The sequence below is a fragment of the Natronomonas pharaonis DSM 2160 genome (assembly GCF_000026045.1).
Lineage (GTDB): Archaea > Halobacteriota > Halobacteria > Halobacteriales > Haloarculaceae > Natronomonas > Natronomonas pharaonis.
This window is the reverse complement of sequence record NC_007426.1, coordinates 1,983,216-2,007,665: the sequence shown is the minus strand read 5'-3', so window position 1 is coordinate 2,007,665 and position 24,450 is coordinate 1,983,216. Positions and strand designations below refer to the sequence as shown.

Below are 24,450 nucleotides of genomic sequence, written 5' to 3'. Positions count from 1 at the left end.
CGTGTCCGGGGAGCCACCCGTCGATGTCGATATCGAGCCGGCCGACGCCGACGACGCCGACCGCATCGCGGATATGTGGGTCGACCTCGCAACCGACCAGCGACGACATGGCTCCCACCTCCGCCCCGAGGAAAACCGGTCTCGGATTCACGAATCGATGCTCCAGCACGCCGTCGCCGACACGGCGCTCGTTGCCCGGCGTGCGGGCGCAGTCGTCGGTTTTGTCACGTACGGTGTTGAGACCGACGCGTACGAGCAGGACGTGACTCGGGGCATCGTGTACAACCTCTACGTTACACCCGACCACCGCGGTGAGGGCATCGGCAGCGCGCTGCTTGCGGCTGCTGAGGCCGAACTCGATGCTGACGGGGCGGACGCCGTCGGTCTGCAGGCGATGGCCGACAACGAGGCCGCCCGGTCCTTCTATCGCGACCACGGGTACACACCCCATCGAGTGGAACTCGAAAAGGCTATCCGAACCGACACGCTCAAAACCGACGACGGCTGATAGACATCTGTGCCAGGGGAGCTTGGGTGGTCCAAGCACCCGACTTGTAATCGGGAGTTCGTGGGTTCAAATCCCACCCCTGGCTCCTTTCCTTCAGTTCAAAGCTCGCAGCAGCGCCTATCGCGGGCTGTTCATCCGACCGCTTCAATGAGAATAAAGAGCGTTCCGATGGAAAGCAGCGTCGTCAAAAAGACGTTGAGCGAGGCGAACTGCTCGTCGCCGCCAAGTTCGCTCGCGAAGACGTACGTCGAGACGGCTGTCGGCGTGCCGAACATCACGACCGTTGCCGTAAGCGTCGCCGGCTCGACTGCGAGCCCGGTGAAGACGACCCACGCGAGCGCCGGCATACAGCCGAGCTTCAGCGCGACGATGGCCGCTGTCGCCACGAAATCCGCATCACCGAGTTCGACCCGGAGCGACGCGCCGACACACAGCAGCGCGATGGGTAGTGCGAGGCTGCCGAGGTACTCTAGGCCGGTCGCAGCCGGAGCAGGAATCGGTACTCCGGCGGTGCCAACAGCGATGCCAGCCACTAGGGCTGCCAACACCGGGTTCTTCAGGAGCCGCGAAAGCTCGCGGCCGACGGTTGTCGACGCGCCGTTGACCGTCGAGAGAATGACGACAGTGAGCATAATCTGCATCAGCGAGACGACGCCGAGAACGACGCTGGCGATGGCGGTCACGTCGCCGCCGAAGGTCGCCGCGACGAGCGGCAACCCGAGGTAGCCGAGATTCGAGTGGTACGACTGGATGACGGCAACACTCCAGCGCTCGTTTGCCTCCCGTCCACGATGGATGACCCATGCTAGCCCGGCTGTCGCAAAAAACACCGCGAGCAGGCCGACAAATAGCGCTCCCGAGAGCAGCTCAACGAGCGACCGCGTGTAGGTAGAGACAAAGACCAGTGCTGGCAGCGCGACGTAGTAGGCCAACGCATTCAGCCGGTCGGTTCGGCTCGCGTTGAGCACTCCGGAGGCCCGCAGGCCGGTGCCGGCGAGCAAAAGCACCAACAGCCCCAGCAGCCGGACGAGTACCTCCATACGTGCCCCAGTGCCGTCTGCGGTTTTTACGGTTCGGATTCGTCGACGGGACTGTCCTGTTACTGCCGAGCGGGCAGTATTGTACTACACTCGCAAAACACTTATGTACGAGCGGAAAATATATGTATGTGAAATGGCGAACTCGATGAGCGAATACCTCAAGCAGGATATGGAGTGTGAGGGGCTGCTTGAGTGTATCCACGGTCTCAAGGAACTCGACAAGGAAATCTTCCAACTTCTCACCGAAACCGCCGAGCCGATGACGGTCGATGAAATCGCCGACGCCGTCGACCGCGAGCGCTCGACGGCCTACCGCTCGGTCCAGCGACTCGTCCAGAGTGGCTTCGTCCAGAAAGAGCAGGTCAACTACGACCAGGGCGGCTACTATCACGTTTTCCGGCCGACCGACCCCGACGAAATCGCCGACGACATGCAGCGGATGCTCAACGACTGGTACGCCAAGATGGGCAATCTCATCGGCGAGTTCCGCGAAAAGTATGACGACCCCGCCGAGCAGGCGGCGGTCGCCGAGAACTGACGCTGTCGGGTTCGTCGCTCTCTGCGTTCTCTGAGCGGGCGGAATCGAACTACACTACGGTGTTTTCTACGGGTTTCGATTGACGATAATGCCCCACACGAGTTACCGAGCCTGCACAACGAGTAGGAATGTCTCCGGTCTGGTCTCCTCGCGTCGTCGCTCAAACCCTGCCGCAGCCAGTGCATCTGCCGCTGCTGTCGCCGAGTACCGTTCGTCGAGCGGTGGCCCCGCCTCGCCGTTCCCACCGGCTCGCCAGTCGGCAACGACGAAGCGGCCGCCGTCGGCGAGCACTCGCGTTAGCTCTGCGAGCGCTTCGTCGCTGGCGAACTCGTGGTAGGTCATCGTCGAGACGGCGGCATCGAGGGCTCCGGGTTCGAACGGAAGGTCCGCAATACCGCTCGTGACGAGGCTCACGTTCTCTGGGACGCCCTTCTCGCGGTAGAATTCGTGCATCTGCTCTTGGATGTCGACGGCGTGGACACCGCCGACGTGTGGTGCGATGTCGTCAGTGTAGAATCCGGTCCCGCTGCCGAGGTCGGCAACCACCTCGTCGCCGTCGGGGGCGAGTGCCCCCAGCAGCTCGTCCCTGGAGAGATACCGATACCGCCGCCCTGCTTCCTCAAGCTGTGCCGCGCGGTCGCTGTCGAATGTGTGATGTCCCACAAACGCTTCTATCTGCCCTGCCGTGATAACCACCCCGACACGATGCGGTCTTCGTACACGACCGCTCCGGGCAATATTGTCCTTCACCTCCACAACCGTTATCCGTCCGTGGACCCTACAGTTCGATAATGTCATCAGAGAGTGCGTCCACATCGCCGTCCGAACCGATTCCCATCGAAGAGACGAACGGCCTCGATGCCGTCACCTCGGAGTACGATACTGTACTGGTTGATTTCTACGCCGATTGGTGCGGCCCCTGCCAGATGATGGAACCCGCGGTCGAGTCTGTCGCCGAGTCGACCGACGCGGCCGTCATCAAGGTCGATGTCGACGCCAACCAGGACCTCGCCGCCGAGTTCGGTGTACAGGGTGTCCCCACGCTTGTCGTCTTCGTCGACGGTGAGGTCGCAGAACAGGTCGTCGGCGCACAGAGCGAGGACCGACTCCGAGAACTCGTCGACCGGTGAACTGACGAGCGAGACGACCCGCTGCATGAAGGTCTCTCGTGACGACTTTTGATGGTTACCGACGAAGCGACGCGTACACAATACGAAAACAATCAGCCCCTCGGCTTCGCCCCGACGGTGACTGCTTGCTGGCCTGGGCTACTCGAACCGGCCGAGGCTCGACTGTAACCGCCGCGAGGGCGGCTCCGAGCGTACCTCGTAGCCGACGAGCGCCCGCATATCGACCGCAAAGGTATCGTCTCCGCGGTCGAGCACGAGAATCCGTCCCTTCGTTCCGCGCACCGTTCCCGCCGCGAGCGTCTCGGCGACAGGGGTCGCATCAAGGCCGAGTCCGTAGTCGAACGAATGTCGAGCAGAAACCTCGAAGCGGCTGAGTAGCCGCTTCCACGCCGTCTCGTCGATGGGCTTTCCGAGCCCCGCCACCTTCACAGCAGTCCTGACGACATCGGAGAGCGGCTCCGAGGCGGCGATGTCGGCTTCGATTTCTCTGGCGATGCGGCCGTTCGAAACCCGGCGGATGATTGCCCCGCGGTCGGCTCCTTGCTCGCGGAGCCGCACCCTCGGGTCCGACCGGCGCGTCACGCCGACCTTGAACGTCGACGGTGCGAACGCCGCCAGATAGATGGCGTGCTCCTGATGGCAGTCCATTTCGGCTTTCAGGCAGGTTCCCGTACAGCGGGCACAGACCCACGTCGAGTCGTGTGCCTGACAGTACGGGGCGGCCGATGCGTCACAGGCGACGTGGTCGTCGCCGTCGACAACGCCGGCACACCGGCGCTGCCCGAGCGAGTACTCCAGTTCCCGGCCGGGGGCCAGCGGCTCCCGGGAGACAGCGCCGTCGACAGCGACCTGCAGCGCCGGCGGCTCGTCGTCGCCAACACCGGTCTCGTATCCCACGACCTGCACACCGAAGGCTACGTCGCCGACCCGCATAGGCGTTTTTCTCGCCACCACGGTCGTCAGGACTTTGATTGTGCGGGCTCTACCGTTTGCATGCTCGATACGGCCCTCGAAGTGACCGTCGGCGACGGTGTTTCCTTCCGGTTTACTGTTACAAACGCCGGCGACACGCCCGTCGAACTGACGTTTCGGGACGCCTGCAGGGCCGACATCGAAGTCCGTGAAGCCGACACCGTCGTCTGGCGGTACAGTGACGGCCGCGCGTTCGCACAGGCCACGTCGACGGCCGACCTCCAGCCCGGGGAGACAGCAACCTTCGAGCGGTCGTGGCCGTCCCCAGCGCCCGGCGACTACACTGCCGAGGCGACGCTCCGCGTGCTCGAAGGTGATATTCGGGCTCGGACGCCGTTTTCAGTCTGAGCTGTCGGCTACGCTCTGTGGCCCGCGTTCTGTGTCAGCGCTCGAACGAGACTGCCGATAGCTCGCTTGCGGCTTGCCTGACCGCTTCGTCCGACGACTGCGATGGGTCCCAGCCCAGCGCGGACAGCTTCTCGATAGCGAGTCGCATTCGCGGGACATCACCGACCCAGCCGCGGTCCCCGCCGGTGTACTCGTAGGTCGGGTCGGCCCCTAGCTCGTCGGCGACGATGTCGGCGATTCGCCGGACTGCGGTGGTTGTCCGGGTGCCGAGGTTGTAGGTGTTGAGCCCGTCGCCGTCAGCCGTCTCGACGATGTGGCACATCGCGTCGACGCAGTCGTCGATATGCATGTAAGACTTCCGCTGGCGGCCGTCGCCGAGTATCTCCAGCGTGGTCGGGTCCTCGCGGAGTTTCTCGATGAAGTCGGGTATCACGGCCCCGGGCTGGAGCCGTGGACCGACGATGTTCGCAAACCGGAACACCCACGCATCCATTCCGTGGCTGTGTGCGTGCACCGACAGCAGCGACTCCTCAGCGAGCTTTGCGGCCCCGTACATGCTTATCGGTTCGAGCGGCGCGTAATCCTCGGGTGTCGGCCGTGGAGCCTCGCCATACACCGTCGACGAGGACGTAAAGGCGATGGCATCGCAGCCGACCGACCGCATCCGTTCGAGAACACCGGCGGTCAGGTCGGTGTTCAGCCGGAACTGCTCGTCGGGGTCGTCGCTGTCGACAGCCTTGTCGGCGGCGAGATGGAAGACGAGGTCCGTGTCGTCGGTGATGGCCGCCGCACGAACCGTCTGGTCCCGAAGGTCGCCGGCGACGATGTCGGCGGCATCGGGCACCCACTCGCGACGCCCGTTCGAAAAGCGGTCGACAACGACGACGTCGTTTGCGTCGACGAGCCGCTCCGCCAGATGCGAGCCGACAAAGCCGCCGCCGCCGGTGATGCAGACGCGCTTGCCGTCCAGTTGCATTGCTGGCGGTGGGTCCGGCGGCGGTAAGTCGGTTTCGGGACGGCCACCGAAACCCCCTAACCGCCCCCGACGAAAGGGCGGGTATGCACGGCGAAAACGAGGTCGTTGTCCTCCGGCTGGGCCACCGCCCCGGGCGGGACAACCGGATGACGACCCACGTCGGACTGACCGCCAGAGCCCTCGGTGCCGACCGAGTATCCATCGCCGGCGCGGCGTCGGATTCGAAGGCCACCATCGAGGATATCACCGACCGCTTCGGCGGTCCCTTCGAAGTCGAACTGACCACGGAGCCGCGCGCGCTGGTCCGCGACTGGGCGGGAACCGTTGTCCACCTGACGATGTACGGCCAGCGGATACAGGACGTCGAAGCCGACATCCGCGAGGCGCACGCCTCCGGGCCGGTGCTCATCGTCGTTGGGGCGGAGAAGGTTCCGTTCGATGTCTACGAGCAGGCGGACTACAACGTCGGCGTGACGAATCAGCCGCACTCGGAGGTTGCGGGACTCGCCGTCTTTCTCGACCGTCTCTTCGAGGGCCGACAGCTCGACCGCGAGTGGGAGAACGCCGACCGACGCGTCGTGCCGAAAGAGACCGGCAAGCGCGTCGAGCCGGTCGACGAGGAGTAGCCTTGGCGAGGTGCCGATACGAGTCGCCCAGCGACGTGCCGCCTCATGGCGGAGCGTTCACGGCAGCAGGCGCTGCCACGCCCGCTGCGGTCAGCTTTCCGCCCCGCCGGTGGCGAGGTTCGCGATGACGCCGGCGACGAAGCCGCCGGTCGCCCAGACAAGCCCCGTCGAGGCCAGCACCATCGAAAACGCCGCAAGCGGCGTGTCGCCACCACCGAAGCCTCCAACGTCGACCGCCGCACCGACTGCGACAACGACGTAGAAGGCGACACCGGTGCTGACGCCGCTGACCGCCGCCGCGGGGAAGCCGAGCCGAAACCAGCCGCAGACTGCCCCGGCGGCAACCGGCAGCGGTCCGACCACGAACATGAACACCGCGCCACTGGGGGCATCACCGAAAGCGGCTTCCATAGCACCCAGCGCGGCGAGCGAAACGGCAGCGACGGCGGCAACGGCGACAACGACGCCGGTAGCGGCACGCGGCCGTTCGCCGGTGGCGTAGGCAGCGAGCGTGTCGCCGGCGGGAAACGACACCATACCGGCCGTTGCAGCGACCGGCGCATAAATGTAGGCGTCGGCGCTTCCGGAGCTTTTAAACGACTCGCTGGCCCATTCTACAGTAATGGCTTTTGAGGACCTGCTGAACGACCCGGTGATTCAGAAGTACCTCCACGAGCTTGTCGGACCGACGGGGATGCCCGTCGCCGCCGCGCCGCCGGACGGCGAGGTTACCGACGAGGAACTCGCGGAGGAGCTCGGGCTCGAACTCAACGACGTCCGCCGGGCGCTTTTCATTCTCTACGAGAACGACTTGGCCTCCTACCGGCGGCTCCGCGACGAGGACTCCGGCTGGCTGACCTACCTGTGGACGTTCCAGTACGAGAACATCCCGGAACAGCTCGAAGAGGAGATGCACCGGCTGCTGGAGGCGCTTGAAAACCGCAGACAGTACGAATCCGAAAACGAGTTCTACCTCTGTGGGGAGTGTCAGCTTCGCTTTGAGTTCGACGAGGCCATGGAGTTCGGCTTCGAGTGTCCGGAGTGTGGCGGCCGGCTGGAGTCGATGGAAAACGACCGGCTGGTCAACGCCATGGAGCAACATATCGAAGCACTGCGCGATGAACTACACGTCGAAACGGCGGAAGCCTGATGGTCGTCCTCGCAACCAAACTCTACGTCTCGGGTGAGAGCCAGCGGCGAGCGATGGACTCGCTTGAGTCCCTCGTCTCCAACGTGCTCGATGGACTCGACGTTGAGTTTACCCTTGGACTCCGCGATGATGATTTCCCGTCGGTCACCGTCACCGGCGAGGATGCTCCAGTCGCCCGCAACCTCCTCGAAGAAGAGTGGGGTGCAATCGTCCCCCACCGAGAACCGGGCGGCGTCTACGTCGGCACGCTCGAATCGTGGGATGAAGACGGCCTCGTGCTTGATGCCGGCGAAGCGGTACGGATTCCGGGCGACGAACTCGGTCTGGGACAGGGGTCGCCGGACCAGATTCGCAAGCGGTTCGGGCTCGTCCAGCACATGCCGCTGCGGTTCGTCGAGGGAGGCGATGACCCTGCCCGACTCGCCGATGCCGAACGGGACCGGCTCTACGACTGGACCCGCGGCAACGGTCGGGTCAACGCCAACAGCACGACGCGTGCCCAACTCAGGGCGACGGTCAACCGCGCCGGTCACGCACAGGACATCGTCACCGTCGAACGGCTCGGCCTGCTCGAATGTAGCGTCGTCTGCCGTGAGGATACGGACGCCCCAGGCCTGCTTGCCGACATCGGGCCATACCTAGAAGCGGAGCTGCTCGCTGTCGTTCCCTAACCTATGAACCGTCGCCTGCTCGCCGCCGTCGCCGTGTTTGTGCTCTTTGGGCTCGCCGGCTGTACGACCATCTTCGGGGCCGATGTCGACGACCCCGAGGCGCTCTCCGAGGAGGCCGAGTACAACTTCGACACCGACCGCGACGCCTTCATCACGGTCAACCGCGACAACTACACCGCCGTCTACAACACGTCGGCGTCGGCGACCGGCGACGAGGGCACGATGGAGCTGTGGCGGACCAACCGCCTGACAATCGAGCAACCGCTTGAGCTCTACGGCCTCCAGTTCCGCTACGACAACGGCACGACCATCCGCTACATTGAGGGCGAGCCGATGCGCATCCATCAGGACGGCACGACTGAGCCGACAGACAGCCTCAGCGTCGACAACACCCGACGCCGTACCATCGTCGACCTGCCGTCGGCAGACGGCCAACTCGCCTACACGACGCCGAAGACGGGGAAGCGAATCGCCGTCTATGCGCCCGTCCACGGCAGTTATGAAATCGCGCTCCCGCCGGATACCGACGCAGCACTCCCGCTTTTGTCGCAGGTCCGCCCATCCAACGACGACCGCGAGGAGGTCGGCGACCGCGTCCACCTCCAGTGGGACGAAGTCGACACCTCTGTAGTCGTCGTCCGCTGGTATCTGGACCGGGACCTCTGGCTCTTCGGCGGCCTCGTCGTCATCGCCGTTATCGCCGCCGTCGGCGGCGCGGTCTACTACTACCGACAGATAAAGCAGGCCGAGAAGACGCGCAAAGAGGAAGGCTTCGATATCGACATTGACGATGACGGCGACGACGGGCCACCCCCCGGAATGGGGTGACGGCCTGCGTCCACCGCTCGGGACGACACGCGCTTTCTTGACCTTTATTCAGTTCCCGCTCCAACCGCTCGTATGAACGTTGCGCTGGTCTCTGTCGGCGACGAACTGCTCTCGGGCGATACGGTCAACACGAACGCGGCGTGGCTCGGCGAACGGCTCACCGAACGCGGCGCGTCGGTCGCCCGCGTCACCGTCGTTCCTGACCGGGTTGCCGACATCGCTCGCGTCGTCAACGAGCACGCTGCCGATTACGATGCCGTTATCGTGACCGGCGGTATCGGCCCGACCCACGACGACAAGACAATGGAGGGGGTAGCCGCGGCCGTCGGTCGGTCGCTCTCCCGCAACGAGGCGGCGCTGGAGTGGCTCGAATCCGCCGGCGGCTACGCCCGCGAGGACCTCACCGAGGGGACGACGCTGCTGCCGGCGGATGCGGAGCCGCTTCACAACACGGAGGGCGTCGCTCCCGGCTGCAAGGTCGAAAACGTCTATGTTCTGCCGGGCGTCCCCGCGGAGATGAAGGCGATGTTCGAGTCGGTCGCCGATGATTTCGACGGCGAGCCGCCACACGTTGGCTACGTTGCTGTCAACGAGCCCGAAAGCCAGCTTGTCGACCGGCTACAGGAGCTACAGGAGCGGTTTGCTGTCACCGTCGGTAGCTATCCCGGCGAGCACGTCCGAGTCAAAATCGAGAGCACGGACGCCGCGGCGGTCAATGCGGCGATGGCGTGGCTACAGGACCGGGCTGAGGTCGAAGAAAGCGACTGAGACTACCGGTAGAGATACCAGAGCCAGCCGACCGTCAAGAGGAGGCTCGCAACCAGTACAACCCACCCCGAGATGTCGATGATGTGTGGGCTTTCCTCGTACGCCTGTAAGATGAGGTTCATACACGCCCGTACCTTCCGGGGTCCCTTAATCGATTCCCTTTTTCGCGCCGGCGTGGGCCGGCTGAGACCGGGCGCTTTTTGTCGTTCGTCCCCGGCGTTCAACCATGCGACGCATCGGGCTCGTGGTCAATCCGATAGCGGGGATGGGGGGCCGCGTCGGCTTGAAAGGCACCGACAACAAGGTCGAGGAGGCCCGCCGCCGCGGTGCCGAGCCGCGAGCGCCGGACCGTGCCCGACAGGCGCTTGAACACCTCGAAGAACAGTCAACCGAGGTCGCGGTCTACACGTATGGCGGCGTGATGGGCGAAGACGAGGCCGTCGCCGCCGGCTTCGAGCCGACCGTCGTCGGCCGCCCGGACGGTGACGAGACGAGTACGGCCGACACCAGGGCCGCCGTCCGGGCGCTTGTCGACGCCGATGTCGACCTCATCCTCTTTGTCGGCGGCGATGGCACCGCCGTCGATGTCGCAGAAACACTCGACGAACTCGACGATGCAACGCCGATTTTGGGCGTCCCCGGCGGTGTGAAAGTCTATTCGTCGGTGTTTGCTGTCACGCCGCGGGCGGCCGGCCGCATCGCGACGACGTTCGAGCGGACCGAGCGCCGCGAGGTCAACGACATCGACGAGGACGCCTACCGCGGCGGCGATGTCAACACCGAACTGAAAGCGTTGGCGGAGGTGCCGGTCGGCGATGAGATTCAGTCCTCGAAGCAGATAGGCGGCGGAACGGTCGAGGCGCTCGCCGAGGCTGTCGCCGCGGAGGTCGACCCCGAAACCACCTACGTCCTCGGCCCCGGCTCGACAGTCGATGCGGTCAAGACCGAACTCGGCTTCAACGGCTCCCCGCTCGGCGTCGACGTCTGGCGCGGCGGCGAGGTCGTTGCTCGCGATGCTGGCGAATCGGACATTCTCGATGCTCTCGGTGAACGGAACGTCATCGTCGTCTCCCCCATCGGTGGGCAGGGGTTCATCTTCGGCCGCGGAAACGACCAGATTTCGCCGCCGGTCATCAGGCAATCCGACATCGAGGTCGTTGCCTCGAAGCAGAAGCTCAAGGACATCGGCGTGTTGCGCGTCGATACCGGCGACCCCGAACTCGATGAAGCGCTCCGTGGCTGGATGCGCGTCCGGGTCGGCAAGTTCGAACGGCAGTTGCTGAAAGTCGTCTGAGACGCGGCATATATATTATCCCCACCCGTCTGCTCCCATATGCCCCTCCGACGCCTCCTGCGAGCGAGCGTTCCTCACGAGCAACTGGAGGCGATTGCCGCCGAGGTTGCCCGCCGATTCGACGGTGGCGACCCGGAGGCGGTCGATATAGAACTGCTGGAGGCTGACAACTGGCTTTCTGTCCCCTGTGTCGTCGACGACCAGTGGTTTGTGAAAGTCATCGGCGACCAGCATACCCTCATGCACGCCCTGCTGACAACGGGCCGAAACATCGGCGCGTTTTCAGCGGGCACCGAAGGGTTCTTCGAACGGTTCGCCTCGCCGGTCGAGATGGCAGAACACGAACTCGCGGCGACCCAGCGGACCCGCGAACTCGGCGTTGCTGCCCCGGAGCCGATAGCGGCCTTCGAACACGACGGCTACGGCGTGCTCGTGCTTGAGTACCTGCCGGATTTCCGGACGTTCGATGCGCTTTCGCCGGCCCGGGCAGCCGAGTTCGCGCCGACGCTGTTTGAGAACCTCGCGACACTGCACGCGGCGGGTCTCGCACACGGCGACCTGCGGGCCGAGAACGTCCTCGTCGCGCCCGACGCCGACGGCATCGAGACGCTGTACTTCATTGATGCGACCCACGTCTCAGAGGGCGCTATCGAAGACGCCCGTGGGTACGACATCGCGTGTGCGCTGGCGTCGCTGTCGCCGCTTGTCGGCCCGCGAGAGGCTGTCACTGCGGCGACAGCAGTGTACTCGTCGGCTGAGCTACTCGCTGCGCGCGAGTTCCTCGATTTCGTCGCCCTCCGTCCCGACCACGATTTCGATGCGGCGGCACTGAAAGGCGAACTGGAGAAACGAGCCAACTGAACGACGCCTACGCTTTGCTTTCGTCCTCGTCGTCTTCCTCGTAGTAATCGTCGATGAACTCGTGGGCCTCCTCCAGAATCTCTCGCGGGCCGTCCTGCGTGATGGTGTTTATCGCCTGCTCGTAGTCTCGCCACTGTAGGTCGCGGTGCTCTTCGGAGAGCTCCGCCGACGCTTCGAAGGACCTGGCGATGAACAGGTGGACCGTCTTGTGGATGGTCTTGCCGTTCGCCTCGAACACGTAGTCGTAATCCTCTCGGAAGCCGTCCAAGAGCCGGAAGTCCTCGATTCCGGCCTCCTCTTTCACTTCGCGGATGGCGGTTTGCTGTAACTCCTCGTTGCCCTCGACGCCGCCTTTGGGGAACTCCCAATCGCCGGGACGGGACTTGAGCAGCAGGTATTCGCGCCGGCCACGCGTGTCACGAAAGAGGATGGCTCCCGCGCTCGTGGCCTCTATCATTACCTCACCGTAAACGGTCATGCGATAAATGGGTATCGGACGGCGGATAACCGGTCAACCCGTCGCCGCGTCCCCCGGCTCCCGACCGATAGGTGCGCTTTTGCCGCTCCAGCGTTCACACGTCGGTATGCCTTTCGTCACGACCCTGACGCTGCAAAGCGGGGACCGAGATGTCCTCGAACGCGTCGTCGGGGATATCAAAGAACGGGCCGAGCGGAAAGGCGTCGAACTCCGCGGGCCGCACGCGGAGACGCCAGCCGATGTTTCGGTCCCACAGTCGAAGCGCCTCGAAGCCAACGGCAGTTCCTACAGCCACTGGCGGTACACCGTCTACGAGCGCCGCATGGAAATCGTCGGCCACGACGACTTCGCCCGGTCGGTCGCCGGCCGTGACTTCCCCGACGGCGTCCACATCGATGTCGATGTCGAGCGCGTCTCAGCACCCGGAAGTCGCTAGCCCGCCCTCACACGTGTCTCAGCGGCGTCGGCCTTCGCCATCGGCCCAGTCGACGTCCCGTCTATGCCGGTCGCTTGTAGCGCCGACCAGCCGTCTCGTCGTGCCCGCCTGCGTGGTGCGATATCTCGCTGGCGTCCGGATGAAGAGCTACTCGGGGGGCCGTTCGCCGTTGCTGTATAGCTTTCACCGCTGAATATCCAAAAGAAGTTTTTGTCAGGTGGCTCATCTTCGTGTATGAGTCCCCGCAGACGTACTGTCCTCGCAGCTGTCGGCTCTACTGCTGCTGCTCTCAGTGCCGGCGTTGGCTACTGGCAGCGGCACCGTCTCCGTCGGCGAGACGAGACGGATGCCATCGAGGCTGCGCTCGGAATCGACCCCCCGGCCGTCGAGACATCGGTCGCCGTCACCGACGCCCACCTCCATGCCTCCTACAGCAGGGCACGCGACCACATCGAGGAAACGGCGTCGCTGCTTGATTCGGCGGCTGACGCATCCGGGACCCAACACAGTCGTCGTGCCCGAGCGCAGCTTGACGACGCCCACGAAGACCTCGATGCATCTCGGCCGTCAGAACTGACAGACGACGAGGTGCCGCTTGAGATACTTACGACCTACCGACTGGCCATCGCAGGCAGTGCGTGGGCTCGGTCAGTAGTGCACGATGGTAGCGCCGGCCCGCCAAGCGAGGCCCTCCACGACGCATCCGAGGCGCTTCGAGCCGACCTCGACGGTATCGAGCCCCAGTATCGCGGTTCGTCGCTTTCGGCGGCTGTCGTCCAGTGTGGCGAAGCCGACGAGATGTGCGCTGTAGCCGCCTCGCGAGCCAGTCGGGCACAACGGTTTTTAGACGACTCCGAGTACTCGCATGCGGTCACGTGGGAGGTCGTCGAGACGGCGCGGCAGACGGTCTACGATGCTGACTGGCTGTTCGACGAACAGGACGGCCGGGACCGGACAGGGGCCCTCGCTGATGCATTCGAGCGGCTCACCGACCGGGTCGACACCGACACTGAGAACGTCACCTCGGAGTACGAGGATGGCGTTCGGTCCCATGCGGCAGCGCGCTTGACTGACCGCAGGCTGTCCGGCACTGCCCCGGAGACACATTTCGATGCTGGACGCCCCGCACTCGCAGTGCGGGAGCAAGCACAGACGGCGATGATTGCAGCCACGCTTGATTCGCTTGCGGGGTTTCCATCTACCCGGGCGTTGGATGGTTCGGAGCACGTGCTGACCGACGACAGCGAGCCCCTGCTCGCCGCAAAGCGGGACGCCACCGAGGCACTCACCGCAGCGGCTGACGAGGCTGGTGTCGACCCGCTGGGACGGTACTTGCTCGCCGAGGCAATCGACACCGCAGACCGTGGCGACCGACAGCTGACCCGTCTGCTCGATAACGTCAATTCCTACGACCACGAGGCGTGGGTTTCCCGTCGCGACACCGCCTATCTGCGGTTTCGCGCGGCCGCCGCCGAAGCGCGTGCGGTTCCGGATGTTGTCGAACTCGTCAACGGGTGAGATTTGCCATCGACCCCGGACTGGCTGGTGACCCGGATTGAGAAGCCTGACCGCGGAAGCGTAGCCGCCCGTGGTATGAAGCCCTTCGACGCCGTATCAACAGTATGGACCGCAACGACGTGCGGCGCGCTTGGGATGCCGTCGCCGAGACGTATGCCGACCAGCGCGACCCGGACGGCTCGGACGCCGCCCTGATTGATGACCTGCTTGCGGCTCTCCCAACCGACCCTGATGTTCTCGATGTGGGGTGCGGGGATGGTGCCCGGACGCTTGCGAACCTCCCGCCCGGTAGCGTCGGGCTTGATATCTCCCGACAGGGGCTGTCGCTCGCTTCGGAGACGGTTCCGCATGCCTTGCTCGTCTACGGCGATATGACTGCGCTTCCGTTCGCAGCCGATGCTTTCGACGGAATCACAGCGTATCACGCGGTGTTTCACGTTCCACGGAAACAGCATTCCCACGTGTATACGGAGTTTGCGCGCGTCCTTCGCCCCGGCGGCCGGCTGTTGATGACGCTGCCGAGCGGGCGCTTCGAGACAGTCCGACGAGACTGGATGGGCGGGCGGATGTTCTTTTCGGCTCCGGGACGCGACCGGACGCTGGCAGCGCTACGCTCCGCCGGATTCAGTGACCTTCGGACCGAGACGGCGACCGACCCGCTCGGCAGCAGCACGGAGTTCGTCTTCGCACAGCATGGCTGACGATATGCCGGCGGATGTCCGCGCGAGCCTCAGCCAACTCCTCTCGAACGCCCGGCAGTCGGTACGAGCGGGCGACACCGACACTGCGGCGTCACTTCTCGATACCGCCTCGACGGTTGCCGAACACAAGCTTCCGGACGGTGACCGACGCGACCGGCTTCGGTTCGGCTGTTCGGCTGCACGGGAGACACTCTCCGACCGCGAACTCGCTGCGGCGTATATCGAAGCGATGGAACGCCGTATTCCGGAAGTGTAGGGCGTTACTATAGCGTGGTCTATCCGTGATGCTACAAGCTCGTTAACGCCCATTGTGTCCCGGCCGAATGAGCAGCCAACGCACTTCGGACTACGCGGCCGCGCGCCGCGTGCTTCGCCGTCGGGCGGTCTCGCGCTGATATGCCGCAGTAGCGAGCGGGCTGTGTAGGTCTACAGCCCCGACAACCTCAACGCCTTGCTGTCGTCGGTCACTGCCCATGGGTGGCCGTCCGACGTGCGTGCCAGTAACAACCGGCGACGTTTTTCAGCTAGAGAAAACAGTCCGATGAGAAAGCCGCTGCGAGATATGTCCGATGGGTGCCGCTACTGCAACAATACGATTGTACCACCCGGATATATTACGATTCGATACGAACATGGTCCATGGATTTCAGCGACGAACTCCTCGAAGAGGGAAGCCACATCTGGGACGCCCAGTACGAGCACCCGTTTGTGACCGAGCTTGCCGAGGGGACGCTCGACCCCGAGGCGTTCCAGCATTGGGTGAAGCAGGACTACCGGTATCTCCTCGATTACGCCCGGACGTTTGCCCTCGCAGGGACGAAGGCCCGCCGCGAAGAGACGATGGCAGGGCTGTTCGATGTCGCTCACACGGTGCTCAACTACGAGATGGACCTGCATCGGGAGTTTGCGGCCGAGTACGGCATCGACCCCGAAGAGCTGGAAGCGGTTCAGAAAGCCCCGACCTGCATCGGATACACGAACTTCCTCGTCCGGACGGCCTATGAGGGCACGCTGCCGGAAATCATGGCCGCAATCTATCCCTGTGGACAGGGGTACCTCGATGTCGCCGAGCACATGCAGGAGCGAGCCACGGAGGAACACCGCTACACGCCCTTTATCGAGAAATACACGAGCGATGAATTCTACGACGCCGTCGACCAGATGCGCACGCTGGTCAACAGGTGTGCTGAGGAGAATCCGGGCGAACGCGAGGCGATGCGGGAGGCGTTCCTCACAAGCGCACGGCTTGAACATCAGTTCTGGGAGATGTGCTACACACAAGAGGGTTGGTCGCTGTGAGCCGCAGCACAGCGGATAGCACGTACGACCCCGCCGAGTACGACCGGTTCACTGAGTGGCTCCGTGACCGGTCCGACTGGGAGGAAGCGACCAGACACCGGTTTGTCGAGGCGTACCGCACCGGCGACCTCAGCGACGACGTGTTCGAGCAGTATCTCGTTCAGGACTACCAGTTCCTCGAGACCGGGGCGCGTGTAACCGCGCTCGCGGTGAATCAGGCACACACGATGGAGGAGATGGGACAACTGACCGAATCGCTGGCCGTGCTGACCGGCGGTGAAAACGACTACTTCCAGCGGGCCTTCGACGCCCTTTCGGTTCCTGGGGCCGACCGGGAACGTCCGGAAATCCATCCGACGACGGCGGCGTTCAACGACTTCATGCTGCGGGCGGCCAACGAGGGCACCTACGAGGAGACGCTTGCGGCGATTGCGCCGGCGGAGTGGGTGTATCTGGACTGGTGTGAACACGCCGAGGCGGACCACGAACGCTGGTATCTCGATGAATGGGTCGAGATTCACGTCAACGAGGAGTTCGAGGCCTACGTCGACTGGCTCCGGACGCAACTCGACACGTACGGCCCACAGCTCTCGCCGGAACGGCAACGGCGGGTCGCGGAGATTTTCGACCGAACCGTCGCGCTCGAAGCGGCGTTTTTCGACGCCGCGTACAGCTGAACTAGCCGACCTGTTCTGTTTCAACGAACCGTCGCCTGCTGTTTGGAGATAGCCGCAGCCCCTCCTGACAGCGGCTCCCACCTCCCCGACCGCGCACGGCACCTGTACGGTATCGCTGCCGCGTTTCCGGCTACTGTTATACGCGTCCGCCCCAAGGTGGCGGTATGTACGTCCCACGCGAGCGGCTAATCGAGTTGCGCCGGGCGTTTCACCAGCACCCGGAACCGGCATGGCGGGAGTTTTGGACGACCGCGAAGGTCGTCTCCGAACTCCGTGACATCGGCGTTGACGAACTCCACATCGGTCGTGAGGCGCTGTCCGATGAACGACTTGCCGTCCCCGATGAGGAGGAGCTGGCATCGTGGCGCGAGCGCGCCCGAGAAGCCGGCGCTGACCCGGACCTGCTGGAGGAACTGGCCGACGGCTGGACCGGCTGTGTCGCCGCTATCGACTGCGGCGAGGGGCCGACCGTCGGCCTCCGGGTGGATATCGATGGCCTCCCCCGCGAGGAGTCGACCGCCGACGACCACATCCCCGCCCGCGAGGGCTTTCGGTCGGAGACTGGCGCGATGCACGCCTGCGGCCACGACGCGCACATGACCTTCGGGCTTGGAGTCGCCGAGGCCATTACGGAGACCGACTTCTCCGGAACGCTGAAACTATTTTTCCAGCCCGCCGAGGAGGTCATCGGCGGCGGCAAGCCGATGGCCGAATCCGGTCATCTCGACGATGTCGACTACCTGTTTGCCGTCCACGTCGGGCTTGATTATCCGACCGGCGAAGTCGTCGCCGGCATCGACGATTTCCTCGCCATCACGCAGTTCTACACGACCTTCGAGGGCCATCCCGGACACGCCGGCGCACGCCCCGAGGAGGGCCGCAACGCCGTCCAGGCGATGGCGACGGCCGTCCAGAACCTCTACGGCATCGAGCGCCACAGCGAGGGTGAATCGCGGGTCAACGCCGGCCACGTCGGTGGCGGCACCGCGACCAACATCATTCCGGAAGAAGCGTTTATCCACGGCGAGGTCCGCGGTGAGACGACCGACGTCCGAGACTACACCTTCGAGCGCGCCGAACAGGTCTTTGAGGGCGCCGCCGTCAGCCACGATTGCACCGTCGACATCGAAATAGAGGGCGACGCCCCCTCGGCCGAAAGCGATGCGGAACTCGTCGAGTTAGTAACCGACGCTGCTCGGGGGCACCCGGACGTCGAGCGAGCGACCCGCCGGGGCGAAATTGGCGGCAGCGAGGACGCGACGTTTCTGATGCAGCGCGTACAGGACACCGGCGGGCTGGCGACCTACGCCTGCATCGGCACCGACCATCCCGGCGGCCACCACACGGCGACGTTCGATGTTGATGAGGCGTCGCTGTCGCTCGGCGTGGATGTACTTGCCGACGCTATCGCCGCAACTGCGGAAACGATGCCCTAGCTCAGAGCAGGAAGCGGTCTTCGTCCTCACTCATGTCGACGTACGAGTCGGCGGCATCGATGAGCTCCTCAGCTGTCGAGTCGCCGAAGCCGAACACTTCGGTTCGGACGCCTTCGTGCCGGAGATGCGTACACAGTCGGGCGAAATCGCCGTCGCCGCTGGCGAGGACGAACGTGTCGATTTTCGGAGCCAACGTAACGGCATCGAGACACATTCCGAGGTCCCAGTTGGCCTTCTGGGTGCCGTCGGCGAACGTTTTGATGTCCTTGATTTTCGTCTCGAAGCCGATGTCGCGTAGTGCCTCGAAGAACTCCTGTTCTGTCGGCGGGTCTGCGCGGATGACGTAGGCGATAGCGCGGATGAGTTCGCGGTCCCGCACCGCAGCCGAGAGCAGTTCGGTGTAGTCGGGGTTCCGCGAGTAGTAGCTGTGGGCGGTGTGATAGAGGTTCTGCGAGTCGGCGAGAACGGCCACCCGCTGATTCGAGTGTATCGGCGGCATACCCGAGGTGGCCCGTCCTCGGTAAAAGGTCTTGGCGTCTGCCGGAGGCCGCGGGCGCTACTGGAACCCGCGAATCGGCTGTGCGGCCGTACTCTCCTCGTTGGCTGCTTCTTGTACGCGCTTTGCGAGCTGTTCGCGGGCCTGCTGAATCTCGTCGGCCCGGTCGACCAGTTCGTCGGTCTCGACATCGATGCCAGCAATCGGCTCGACGCCGTGTTCGAGAATGACACGAGCCGCCTCGGGGTCCGGAAACTGCGGGTTCGTCTGGACGATGAGGCCGACAGCGTCGATGGCCTCCTCGGCGGCCCGATGGAGCAACGCTCCAGTCGGTCCGGTCACCATGCCCCCGCCGCGCGGTGGGACGATGCCGGCGTCATCGAGCACCGGCTCGGCATCGCCCGTTGCGACCCCATACAGCTCCGGAACGCCTTCTTTTTCCTCCGCAAGCCCGCTGAGATACAGCGGCAGGGCGTCGGTGGACTGAATCCAGCCGGTGACGCAGCCGGCGAACTCGCTTGCCTGTGTCGGCGAGACGGGAACGTCGCTCTGTAGGACCACAATATCCCGGTCGCTGTCGGCGTAGAGCCGGACCGGCGGCCGGACAACTGATTTTTCCGCCTCGTAGACCGCCGCCTGCGGAAGCCCCTCACAGTGGAACGCCGCATAGTAATCCATGTCAAACGTCTCGATGAGGTGGTCGGCGGCGATTTTGCCGACGAGCCCCGCCCCCGGGAGCCCTTCGACGAACACCGGCGATTCGAGCTGTATATCGTCGTTGTGTATCTGGACGCTTGCCATGCGCGGGGCCACTCCCGGCAGCCGCTTAAACCCTGAGCCAACCCTGTTTCGGTTTCCGCTGGGAGTTCGACCCCCGAAACCCGCTGCTGTCGGTACGGACCGACACCGACAAGCCGTCGCGTCCGCGAAGGTCGGTATGGAGCCGCTTTCGCGCTACGACCCGCTCGTCGACGACCCGGCGGCGTTTCACGAGGCCTGCGAGCGGCCGCTGCCGTCGGTCGTCCGCGTCAACCGTATCAAGGCCACCGCCGAGAGCGTCCGTCAGGCCTTCGACGAGGCGGGTGTCGACTACGAGCCGGTCGATTGGCACGACGGCCTCTTCCGGCTCGGTGAGGGGGAGTCGCCGGGCAACTCCTGGCCGTTCGTCCACGGCTGGGTCTACGGCCAAGAGGAGGTTTCAGCCGTGCCGGCGCTTGCGCTCGCCCCGCAGCCCGGCGAACGGGTGCTGGACTGCTGTGCTGCCCCGGGTAGCAAAACGACGCAGTTGGCGGCACTGATGGACGACCGTGGGCTGTTGGTCGGCAACGACAACAACCTCGGCCGGCTTTCGGCGCTCCGGTCGAACGCCGAGCGCTGCGGCGTGACGAACATCGCGGTCACCCGGCAGGACGCTCGGAACCTCTCGCTGAAGCCCTTCGGTGGCGAGCGGTTCGACCGGACGCTCGTTGACGTTCCCTGCTCGTGTGAGGGAACCGTCAGAAAGAACCCGGACGCGGTCGACGGGTGGTCGCTCGACCATATCGAAGGCATCGCCGGCGTCCAGAAGGCGATTCTCGAACGGGCCATCGAAGTAACTCGCGACGGCGGCACCGTCGTCTACTCGACGTGTACCTTCGCGCCCGAAGAAAACGAGGCGGTCCTCCAGCACGCGCTCGACGGCGGCGACTGTCGGCTGGTCGATTTTGACCTGCCGCTGGAGTCGGTCCCCGGTGTCACCGACTGGGAGGACGAACGCTTCGACGACGCCGTCCGGAAGGCACAGCGCATCTACCCCCACCACAACGACACCGGCGGGTTCTTCTGTGCGAAACTGGAGGTGGCACGATGAGCGCCGAAAACGACGGCCAGCGGTTCGACCGCCTCCCGGAGACGGCCGACGAACGAACGGTCGAGGGCCGGGCAACCAGAGCCGAGGTCATCGACTGGTGGACCGAGCGGTTCGGTCTTGCTGCCGACCACTTTTCCGACCACACCTTCTGGGAGAAGGGCGCGGGCAAAATATGGGCCTTTGCCGACGACATCGACAGCCCCGCCCGCGTCGAGGGACTCGGCATGACCTTTCTCAGAACGCGGCAGGAGCATTGGAAACCGACAACCGACGCCGTCCAGCGGTTCGGCGCCGATGCGACGCGAAACATCGTCGTTCTCGATGCGGCCGACGCACAGGCGTTTCTCCGCGGTGAGACGACCACCCCCGGCTGGGACGGCGACTGGGGATACCTCATCGCTGCCCACGAAATCGCCGGCGCAGTCGAACCCATCGGCGTCGGCCTCTACGTCCACGACGAGTTCCGCTCACAGATGCCGAAGGGCCGCCAGCGAGAGCTGTGAGCCGCTATCTAATTGCCGACCTCCATCTTGACCACGCGGAGGTCCTCGAATACACCGACCGACCCTTCGCATCCGTCGCAGAGATGAACCGCCGGCTCGTCGACGGCTGGAACGCCACCGTTGCCGACAGCGACGAGGTCGTGTTCGTTGGGGACTTCGCCATCCCCTCCGAGCCGACGACCATCCGCCGCTGGGTCCGCCGTCTCGCAGGCGATATTACCTTCGTCGTCGGCGACCACGATGCGGGGCTCCACCGCAGCCACGGTCTGGATGTCAGACAGGAGTATCGCTTCTCGGCCGGTGGCTACCGGTTCCGCTGTATCCACGACCCTGACGATGTCGACGACCGCGGTACCGACTGGCTCATCCACGGCCACCATCACGACATGCGGCCCGACGAATACCCGTTCGTTACCCCCGACAGCCGCCGTATCAACGTCTCCGTCGAACTGCTCGATTACGAACCGCTTGCGGTCGAGGAACTCGTCGACTATCTCGACCGGCGGCAGCGGCTTCGGAAGCGACCCTGACAGATTCGCCGCCTGCCCATCTGTCAGGCCTCCGTGACAGTGCCACCGCCCAGCCCCTCCCACTCGACGCGGTAGCCGAGCGCCGAAAGCATCGCGCTCGTCTCGTCGATGCCGTGGCCCGAAAGCACCGTCTCTGCCTCTGCAAGCGACATCCCGGCGGTAAGTTCCTCGTCGACAGCGTCGCACACCGCCGGTCGTACCAGTGTCCGACCGACCCGGTCGTGTTCGGGAAACGTTGCCGACTCGACGACCGCCTCCGAGACGCCGTGGTCGTCGGCGACGGCTGCAAGCGTCGTCACGTCGGCGTCCGGAACGAGCCGGTCCGGCAGCGAGGCGGCGCTTGCCTCCCGGAGCGTCTCCTCGTATGGCCGCAGTGCGTCACGAACGTCCTTCAGCCGGACTGTTTTCGTGTATGGGAAGGCCCGCTGGCCGGTCGCCTCGATGTCCTCGCCGACGCCGAGGCTCTCGTCGTAGGCGACGAGAAACGCCACGTCTTCGAGGTCGCTGAAGCGGGAGAGCTTCTTTTCGACGTACTCCGGGGTCCAAAACCCCATAATCTCGAAGAACACCCGGAAGTCGCCGTGTTTCCACTCGAAGGCGAAATCCGGGATGACGACGTGTTCGCCGGCGGCCAGCGGCTCCGGTTCTCGGAGCAGCCGCCAATCGAGGTCCAGCGACGAAAAGCGGCTATAGAAGTCCGCTTCCACGGCGCTGTCGAAGGTTGGCTCCGCGACCGGGTCGGTGTCAGGGACTTCGATATCGCCGGCTTCGAGCCGCAGCCGTCGCTCCGTGCCGCGGTCGTCGATAGTCGCCTCCAGTTGCCAGTCGGCCGTCGCAGCGACCGTCCGAAGCAGACGGGCAAACCGCGTCCCGTAGCGGCGCGAGCGCTTGAAGAGCGCGTCAGGTCCAGTGACGACGACGTCACGGCCGGCGTCAGCCCGTCGGATTTCGTACAGTAGCCGGAGCCGCTTTACCGCCGAGACGAGCCGCTTGGGGTCGTCGGTTCGCACTCGGACCGACGTGGCGTCGAAAAGCGCCGTCTGCGCCAGCGAGAGGTCATACTGGGTACACAAGCTCTCGGGGTCGTAGTCGACATCGAACGCCGTGAGACGCTGCTCGCAATCGCGGTCGGCAAACAGCGACGCCGCAAGGGCATCGGCGCTCGTGTCGAGGTCGTCGGCCGCGGCAACGAGTGCGGCATCCCGGTCGGCCTCCGTGACGACGCCGACCGACTCGGCAGCCACGAAGGCGGCGGTACGTGCCCGACGGGGTGACACTGGCGACCGCGTCTCGAAGGCTGCCTCCCGCTCTAACAGCTTTGCGAACCCGCGAACGAGCTTGAACTGCCCCGTTTCCCGTTCGAGGTCCGTAAGTGCCGACTCCAGTTGTGCCCGCGGCTCACCAACGTGGCCCTGATAGACGCCGAGGACGCGGGCAGCAACGTCTTCGTCGGCCGCTGTCGTGAACTGCGGGTGGTAGCCGCCGCCCGCGCGGGAGACACGGAGCAACTCCTTTGTGAGCACGGTTGTACTCGGCGACCGCCGGACAAAAACACACCGACGGCCACCTGTCGGGCTACTCTATTTCGGGTGCGTCAGCGGGGTCGACGACCTCGCCGCGTTCCGGATAGACGCCGACTTGGTCGCAGCGGTCGGCCAGCGGGCACGCCTCGGGGTCGTCGAGACACGCCGGCTTGCGGGCCGTGCAGTACTCACGGCCGAACTGAATCATCGCCGTGTGGCCGAAGCCGCACTTCTCACCGGGAACGTCTGCCTCCAGCGCCGAACGGACCGCTTCGTGGTCGGCATCGGCCGGAGCCAGTCCCATTCGCCGGGCGATGCGATGGACGTGAGTATCAACGGGAAAGACGCCGTCACGACCACCCGAAAACAAGAGCACGCAGTCGGCGGTCTTCGGGCCGACACCGTTCAGTTCGAGCAGCGTCTCTCGAACCTCGTCGGGCGGCGCTTCCGTAACGAACCCGTCGAACCCGTCGGCACCGCCGTAGGTCTCGACGACGAACTCGGCGAGGGCGATGAGTCGTGTTGATTTCTGGTTGTAGAGGCCCGCTCCGGAAATTGTCTCGGCGAGTGTCGGCTGGTCGGCGTCGGCCAGCGCCGCCGCGAGGTCGCCGCCACCGTATCGCTCCAGCAGGGCGTCGTGGGCCGGCTGGCTGGCCGTATCCGAGGTGTTCTGACTCAGGACCGTCCGAACGAGACACTCGAAGCCGTCCCGGCCGCCGTAGGCCTTCTGCCAGTAGCGGTCGCCGAGTTCGTCAACGACCGCCTCGGCGCGAGTCGCCGCTGTCGCCGCCTCGAAGTCAGCGGCCGCCCCGCCGCCGGCGTCGCTGCCGGAGATGTTCACCGATGGTTCCTCGGCCATGCCGATGGCTACGCTGGCAACCGAAAAAACGCTGTTCAAGCCGGCGAGTAGGCCGGGGGTCACCGAGCTTCAACGGCCTGCCGGAGGCTGTGGGCGGCCAGCAGTCCCCCAACGGCAGCGAGGCCGAGCCAGAGGACGCCGCCGCCGGTTCCGTACAGCAGTCCGCCGTATCCCGCCAGGCCGACGCCGAATGCAGCCTGTACCGACGGCGTTTCGAGCGCGCCCGTGAAGACACCGTAGGCGAGCACGAGCGCGACGTACAGCAGCAGCCCGCCCTCGATGGCTCCGGTCGCGCCCCCCTCGACAGCGCGCGCGAGAGCGCTGAGACCGGTGATGACTACCAATACGACGACGATAATGCGTGCTCGACGACCGTACGTCGTTTCGTCGCTTCCCATGTCGGCGATAAATGGCCCTCAGACATATCGTTGTCTA

The 24,450-nt window shown here is 64.9% G+C and carries 32 protein-coding genes and 1 tRNA gene; 22 read left to right on the top strand and 11 right to left on the bottom strand.

All coding sequences use genetic code 11. From position 1 onward, the window contains the following. The first annotated feature begins 1 nt into the window (after position 1). Together NP_RS10205 and NP_RS10200 are read left to right on the top strand one after the other, a co-directional pair. Positions 2-508: a GNAT family N-acetyltransferase gene (locus NP_RS10205; RefSeq protein ID WP_011323771.1), complete on the top strand. Its 507-nt coding sequence runs from the start codon at positions 2-4 to the stop codon at positions 506-508. An 11-nt stretch (positions 509-519) separates the two neighbouring features. Then, a tRNA-Thr gene (locus NP_RS10200) sits at positions 520-593 on the top strand. A 46-nt stretch (positions 594-639) separates the two neighbouring features. On the opposite strand, the gene NP_RS10195 is transcribed toward NP_RS10200, so the two are convergent. After that, positions 640-1,548: an AEC family transporter gene (locus NP_RS10195; protein ID WP_011323770.1), complete on the bottom strand. Its 909-nt coding sequence runs from the start codon at positions 1,546-1,548 to the stop codon at positions 640-642. A 133-nt stretch (positions 1,549-1,681) separates the two neighbouring features. Here NP_RS10195 and NP_RS10190 point away from each other — a divergent pair, with 133 nt between their 5' ends. Beyond that, positions 1,682-2,086, top strand: a complete 405-nt coding sequence (locus NP_RS10190) for a helix-turn-helix domain-containing protein (RefSeq protein ID WP_011323769.1) — start codon at positions 1,682-1,684, stop codon at positions 2,084-2,086. A 102-nt stretch (positions 2,087-2,188) separates the two neighbouring features. Here the strand turns inward: NP_RS10190 and NP_RS10185 are convergent, their stop codons facing one another. Next, the gene (locus NP_RS10185; RefSeq protein ID WP_011323768.1) at positions 2,189-2,749 is read right to left on the bottom strand and encodes a class I SAM-dependent methyltransferase; all 561 of its coding nucleotides are present in this window, start codon (positions 2,747-2,749) and stop codon (positions 2,189-2,191) included. 128 nt (positions 2,750-2,877) lie between these two features. Between NP_RS10185 and trxA the strand changes: the two genes are divergently transcribed. Continuing rightward, positions 2,878-3,216 carry a thioredoxin gene (gene trxA / locus NP_RS10180; RefSeq protein ID WP_011323767.1) on the top strand — a complete coding sequence of 113 codons (339 nt, stop codon included), beginning with the start codon at positions 2,878-2,880 and terminating at the stop codon, positions 3,214-3,216. A gap of 138 nt (positions 3,217-3,354) precedes the next feature. Here trxA and NP_RS10175 read toward each other — a convergent pair whose 3' ends face one another. Continuing rightward, positions 3,355-4,122, bottom strand: coding sequence for a DUF2797 domain-containing protein (locus NP_RS10175; protein ID WP_049939855.1), 768 nt, complete (start codon positions 4,120-4,122; stop codon positions 3,355-3,357). Positions 4,123-4,209: 87 nt separating this feature from the next. Between NP_RS10175 and NP_RS10170 the strand changes: the two genes are divergently transcribed. Then, positions 4,210-4,536, top strand: coding sequence for a BsuPI-related putative proteinase inhibitor (locus tag NP_RS10170; RefSeq protein ID WP_011323764.1), 327 nt, complete (start codon positions 4,210-4,212; stop codon positions 4,534-4,536). A 34-nt stretch (positions 4,537-4,570) separates the two neighbouring features. Here the strand turns inward: NP_RS10170 and NP_RS10165 are convergent, their stop codons facing one another. Beyond that, a complete protein-coding gene (locus NP_RS10165) occupies positions 4,571-5,512 on the bottom strand; it encodes an NAD-dependent epimerase/dehydratase family protein (protein WP_011323763.1) in 942 nt (313 codons plus the stop codon). 83 nt (positions 5,513-5,595) lie between these two features. Between NP_RS10165 and NP_RS10160 the strand changes: the two genes are divergently transcribed. Further along, positions 5,596-6,138 carry a tRNA (cytidine(56)-2'-O)-methyltransferase gene (locus NP_RS10160; protein WP_011323762.1) on the top strand — a complete coding sequence of 181 codons (543 nt, stop codon included), beginning with the start codon at positions 5,596-5,598 and terminating at the stop codon, positions 6,136-6,138. 90 nt (positions 6,139-6,228) lie between these two features. Here NP_RS10160 and NP_RS10155 read toward each other — a convergent pair whose 3' ends face one another. Continuing rightward, positions 6,229-6,675 carry a hypothetical protein gene (locus tag NP_RS10155; RefSeq protein WP_011323761.1) on the bottom strand — a complete coding sequence of 149 codons (447 nt, stop codon included), beginning with the start codon at positions 6,673-6,675 and terminating at the stop codon, positions 6,229-6,231. An 85-nt stretch (positions 6,676-6,760) separates the two neighbouring features. On the opposite strand from NP_RS10155, the gene tfe reads away from it, so the two are divergent. The 6 genes from tfe to NP_RS10125 all read left to right on the top strand — a co-directional run bounded on the left by tfe (position 6,761) and on the right by NP_RS10125 (position 11,710). After that, positions 6,761-7,288 carry a transcription factor E gene (tfe, locus tag NP_RS10150; RefSeq protein WP_011323760.1) on the top strand — a complete coding sequence of 176 codons (528 nt, stop codon included), beginning with the start codon at positions 6,761-6,763 and terminating at the stop codon, positions 7,286-7,288. Beyond that, positions 7,288-7,959 (top strand): DUF2110 family protein, encoded by a 672-nt coding sequence (locus tag NP_RS10145; protein WP_011323759.1) that lies wholly within the window; start codon positions 7,288-7,290, stop codon positions 7,957-7,959. Before tfe ends, NP_RS10145 begins: the two co-directional genes overlap by 1 nt. 3 nt (positions 7,960-7,962) lie before the next feature. After that, complete coding sequence (locus NP_RS10140) at positions 7,963-8,787, top strand: DUF5803 family protein (RefSeq protein WP_011323758.1); 825 nt, start codon at positions 7,963-7,965, stop codon at positions 8,785-8,787. Between the two features lie 72 nt (positions 8,788-8,859). Beyond that, positions 8,860-9,555 carry a competence/damage-inducible protein A gene (locus NP_RS10135; protein WP_011323757.1) on the top strand — a complete coding sequence of 232 codons (696 nt, stop codon included), beginning with the start codon at positions 8,860-8,862 and terminating at the stop codon, positions 9,553-9,555. 226 nt (positions 9,556-9,781) lie between these two features. Further along, positions 9,782-10,849 carry an ATP-NAD kinase family protein gene (locus tag NP_RS10130; protein ID WP_011323755.1) on the top strand — a complete coding sequence of 356 codons (1,068 nt, stop codon included), beginning with the start codon at positions 9,782-9,784 and terminating at the stop codon, positions 10,847-10,849. 39 nt (positions 10,850-10,888) lie between these two features. Next, positions 10,889-11,710, top strand: coding sequence for an RIO1 family regulatory kinase/ATPase domain-containing protein (locus tag NP_RS10125; protein WP_011323754.1), 822 nt, complete (start codon positions 10,889-10,891; stop codon positions 11,708-11,710). A gap of 7 nt (positions 11,711-11,717) precedes the next feature. Here NP_RS10125 and NP_RS10120 read toward each other — a convergent pair whose 3' ends face one another. Beyond that, on the bottom strand, positions 11,718-12,167 hold the full coding sequence (locus NP_RS10120) for a bis(5'-nucleosyl)-tetraphosphatase (protein WP_011323753.1): 450 nt from the start codon (positions 12,165-12,167) through the stop codon (positions 11,718-11,720). Between the two features lie 127 nt (positions 12,168-12,294). Between NP_RS10120 and NP_RS10115 the strand changes: the two genes are divergently transcribed. From NP_RS10115 to NP_RS10085, 7 genes are all read left to right on the top strand, one after another. Beyond that, the gene (locus NP_RS10115) at positions 12,295-12,624 is read left to right on the top strand and encodes an uS10/mL48 family ribosomal protein (protein WP_011323752.1); all 330 of its coding nucleotides are present in this window, start codon (positions 12,295-12,297) and stop codon (positions 12,622-12,624) included. 234 nt (positions 12,625-12,858) lie between these two features. Next, on the top strand, positions 12,859-14,142 hold the full coding sequence (locus NP_RS10110) for a hypothetical protein (RefSeq protein ID WP_011323751.1): 1,284 nt from the start codon (positions 12,859-12,861) through the stop codon (positions 14,140-14,142). Between the two features lie 104 nt (positions 14,143-14,246). Next, positions 14,247-14,843, top strand: a complete 597-nt coding sequence (locus NP_RS10105; RefSeq protein ID WP_011323750.1) for a class I SAM-dependent methyltransferase — start codon at positions 14,247-14,249, stop codon at positions 14,841-14,843. After that, positions 14,836-15,099: a hypothetical protein gene (locus tag NP_RS10100; protein WP_011323749.1), complete on the top strand. Its 264-nt coding sequence runs from the start codon at positions 14,836-14,838 to the stop codon at positions 15,097-15,099. The genes NP_RS10105 and NP_RS10100 overlap by 8 nt, the downstream gene beginning before the upstream one ends. Before the next feature lie 383 nt (positions 15,100-15,482). Then, positions 15,483-16,142, top strand: coding sequence for a thiaminase II (tenA, locus tag NP_RS10095; protein ID WP_011323748.1), 660 nt, complete (start codon positions 15,483-15,485; stop codon positions 16,140-16,142). Next, a complete protein-coding gene (locus tag NP_RS10090) occupies positions 16,139-16,819 on the top strand; it encodes a TenA family protein (RefSeq protein WP_011323747.1) in 681 nt (226 codons plus the stop codon). The genes tenA and NP_RS10090 overlap by 4 nt, the downstream gene beginning before the upstream one ends. 164 nt (positions 16,820-16,983) lie before the next feature. Continuing rightward, entirely contained in the window at positions 16,984-18,255 is a 1,272-nt protein-coding gene (locus NP_RS10085; RefSeq protein WP_011323746.1) for an amidohydrolase, read from the top strand. Between the two features lies 1 nt (position 18,256). Here NP_RS10085 and NP_RS10080 read toward each other — a convergent pair whose 3' ends face one another. Both NP_RS10080 and NP_RS10075 read right to left on the bottom strand, forming a co-directional pair. Further along, on the bottom strand, positions 18,257-18,754 hold the full coding sequence (locus tag NP_RS10080) for a LabA-like NYN domain-containing protein (protein WP_011323745.1): 498 nt from the start codon (positions 18,752-18,754) through the stop codon (positions 18,257-18,259). A 57-nt stretch (positions 18,755-18,811) separates the two neighbouring features. Beyond that, positions 18,812-19,552, bottom strand: a complete 741-nt coding sequence (locus NP_RS10075) for a proteasome assembly chaperone family protein (RefSeq protein ID WP_011323744.1) — start codon at positions 19,550-19,552, stop codon at positions 18,812-18,814. A 136-nt stretch (positions 19,553-19,688) separates the two neighbouring features. Here NP_RS10075 and NP_RS10070 point away from each other — a divergent pair, with 136 nt between their 5' ends. From NP_RS10070 to NP_RS10060, 3 genes are read left to right on the top strand one after another with little or no spacing between them, the layout of a single operon-like run. Beyond that, positions 19,689-20,600 carry an RsmB/NOP family class I SAM-dependent RNA methyltransferase gene (locus tag NP_RS10070; RefSeq protein ID WP_011323743.1) on the top strand — a complete coding sequence of 304 codons (912 nt, stop codon included), beginning with the start codon at positions 19,689-19,691 and terminating at the stop codon, positions 20,598-20,600. Beyond that, entirely contained in the window at positions 20,597-21,103 is a 507-nt protein-coding gene (locus NP_RS10065; protein WP_011323742.1) for a DUF7122 family protein, read from the top strand. The genes NP_RS10070 and NP_RS10065 overlap by 4 nt, the downstream gene beginning before the upstream one ends. After that, positions 21,100-21,633: a metallophosphoesterase family protein gene (locus NP_RS10060; protein WP_011323741.1), complete on the top strand. Its 534-nt coding sequence runs from the start codon at positions 21,100-21,102 to the stop codon at positions 21,631-21,633. Before NP_RS10065 ends, NP_RS10060 begins: the two co-directional genes overlap by 4 nt. Before the next feature lie 23 nt (positions 21,634-21,656). On the opposite strand, the gene NP_RS10055 is transcribed toward NP_RS10060, so the two are convergent. Genes NP_RS10055 through NP_RS10045 form a run of 3 tightly spaced genes read right to left on the bottom strand, consistent with a single transcriptional unit; the run spans position 21,657 to position 24,413 of the window. Then, positions 21,657-23,156 (bottom strand): DUF790 family protein, encoded by a 1,500-nt coding sequence (locus NP_RS10055; protein WP_011323740.1) that lies wholly within the window; start codon positions 23,154-23,156, stop codon positions 21,657-21,659. A gap of 52 nt (positions 23,157-23,208) precedes the next feature. Further along, positions 23,209-24,015, bottom strand: a complete 807-nt coding sequence (locus tag NP_RS10050) for an endonuclease III domain-containing protein (RefSeq protein ID WP_011323739.1) — start codon at positions 24,013-24,015, stop codon at positions 23,209-23,211. Between the two features lie 59 nt (positions 24,016-24,074). After that, the gene (locus tag NP_RS10045) at positions 24,075-24,413 is read right to left on the bottom strand and encodes a hypothetical protein (protein ID WP_011323738.1); all 339 of its coding nucleotides are present in this window, start codon (positions 24,411-24,413) and stop codon (positions 24,075-24,077) included. Positions 24,414-24,450 lie beyond the last annotated feature (37 nt).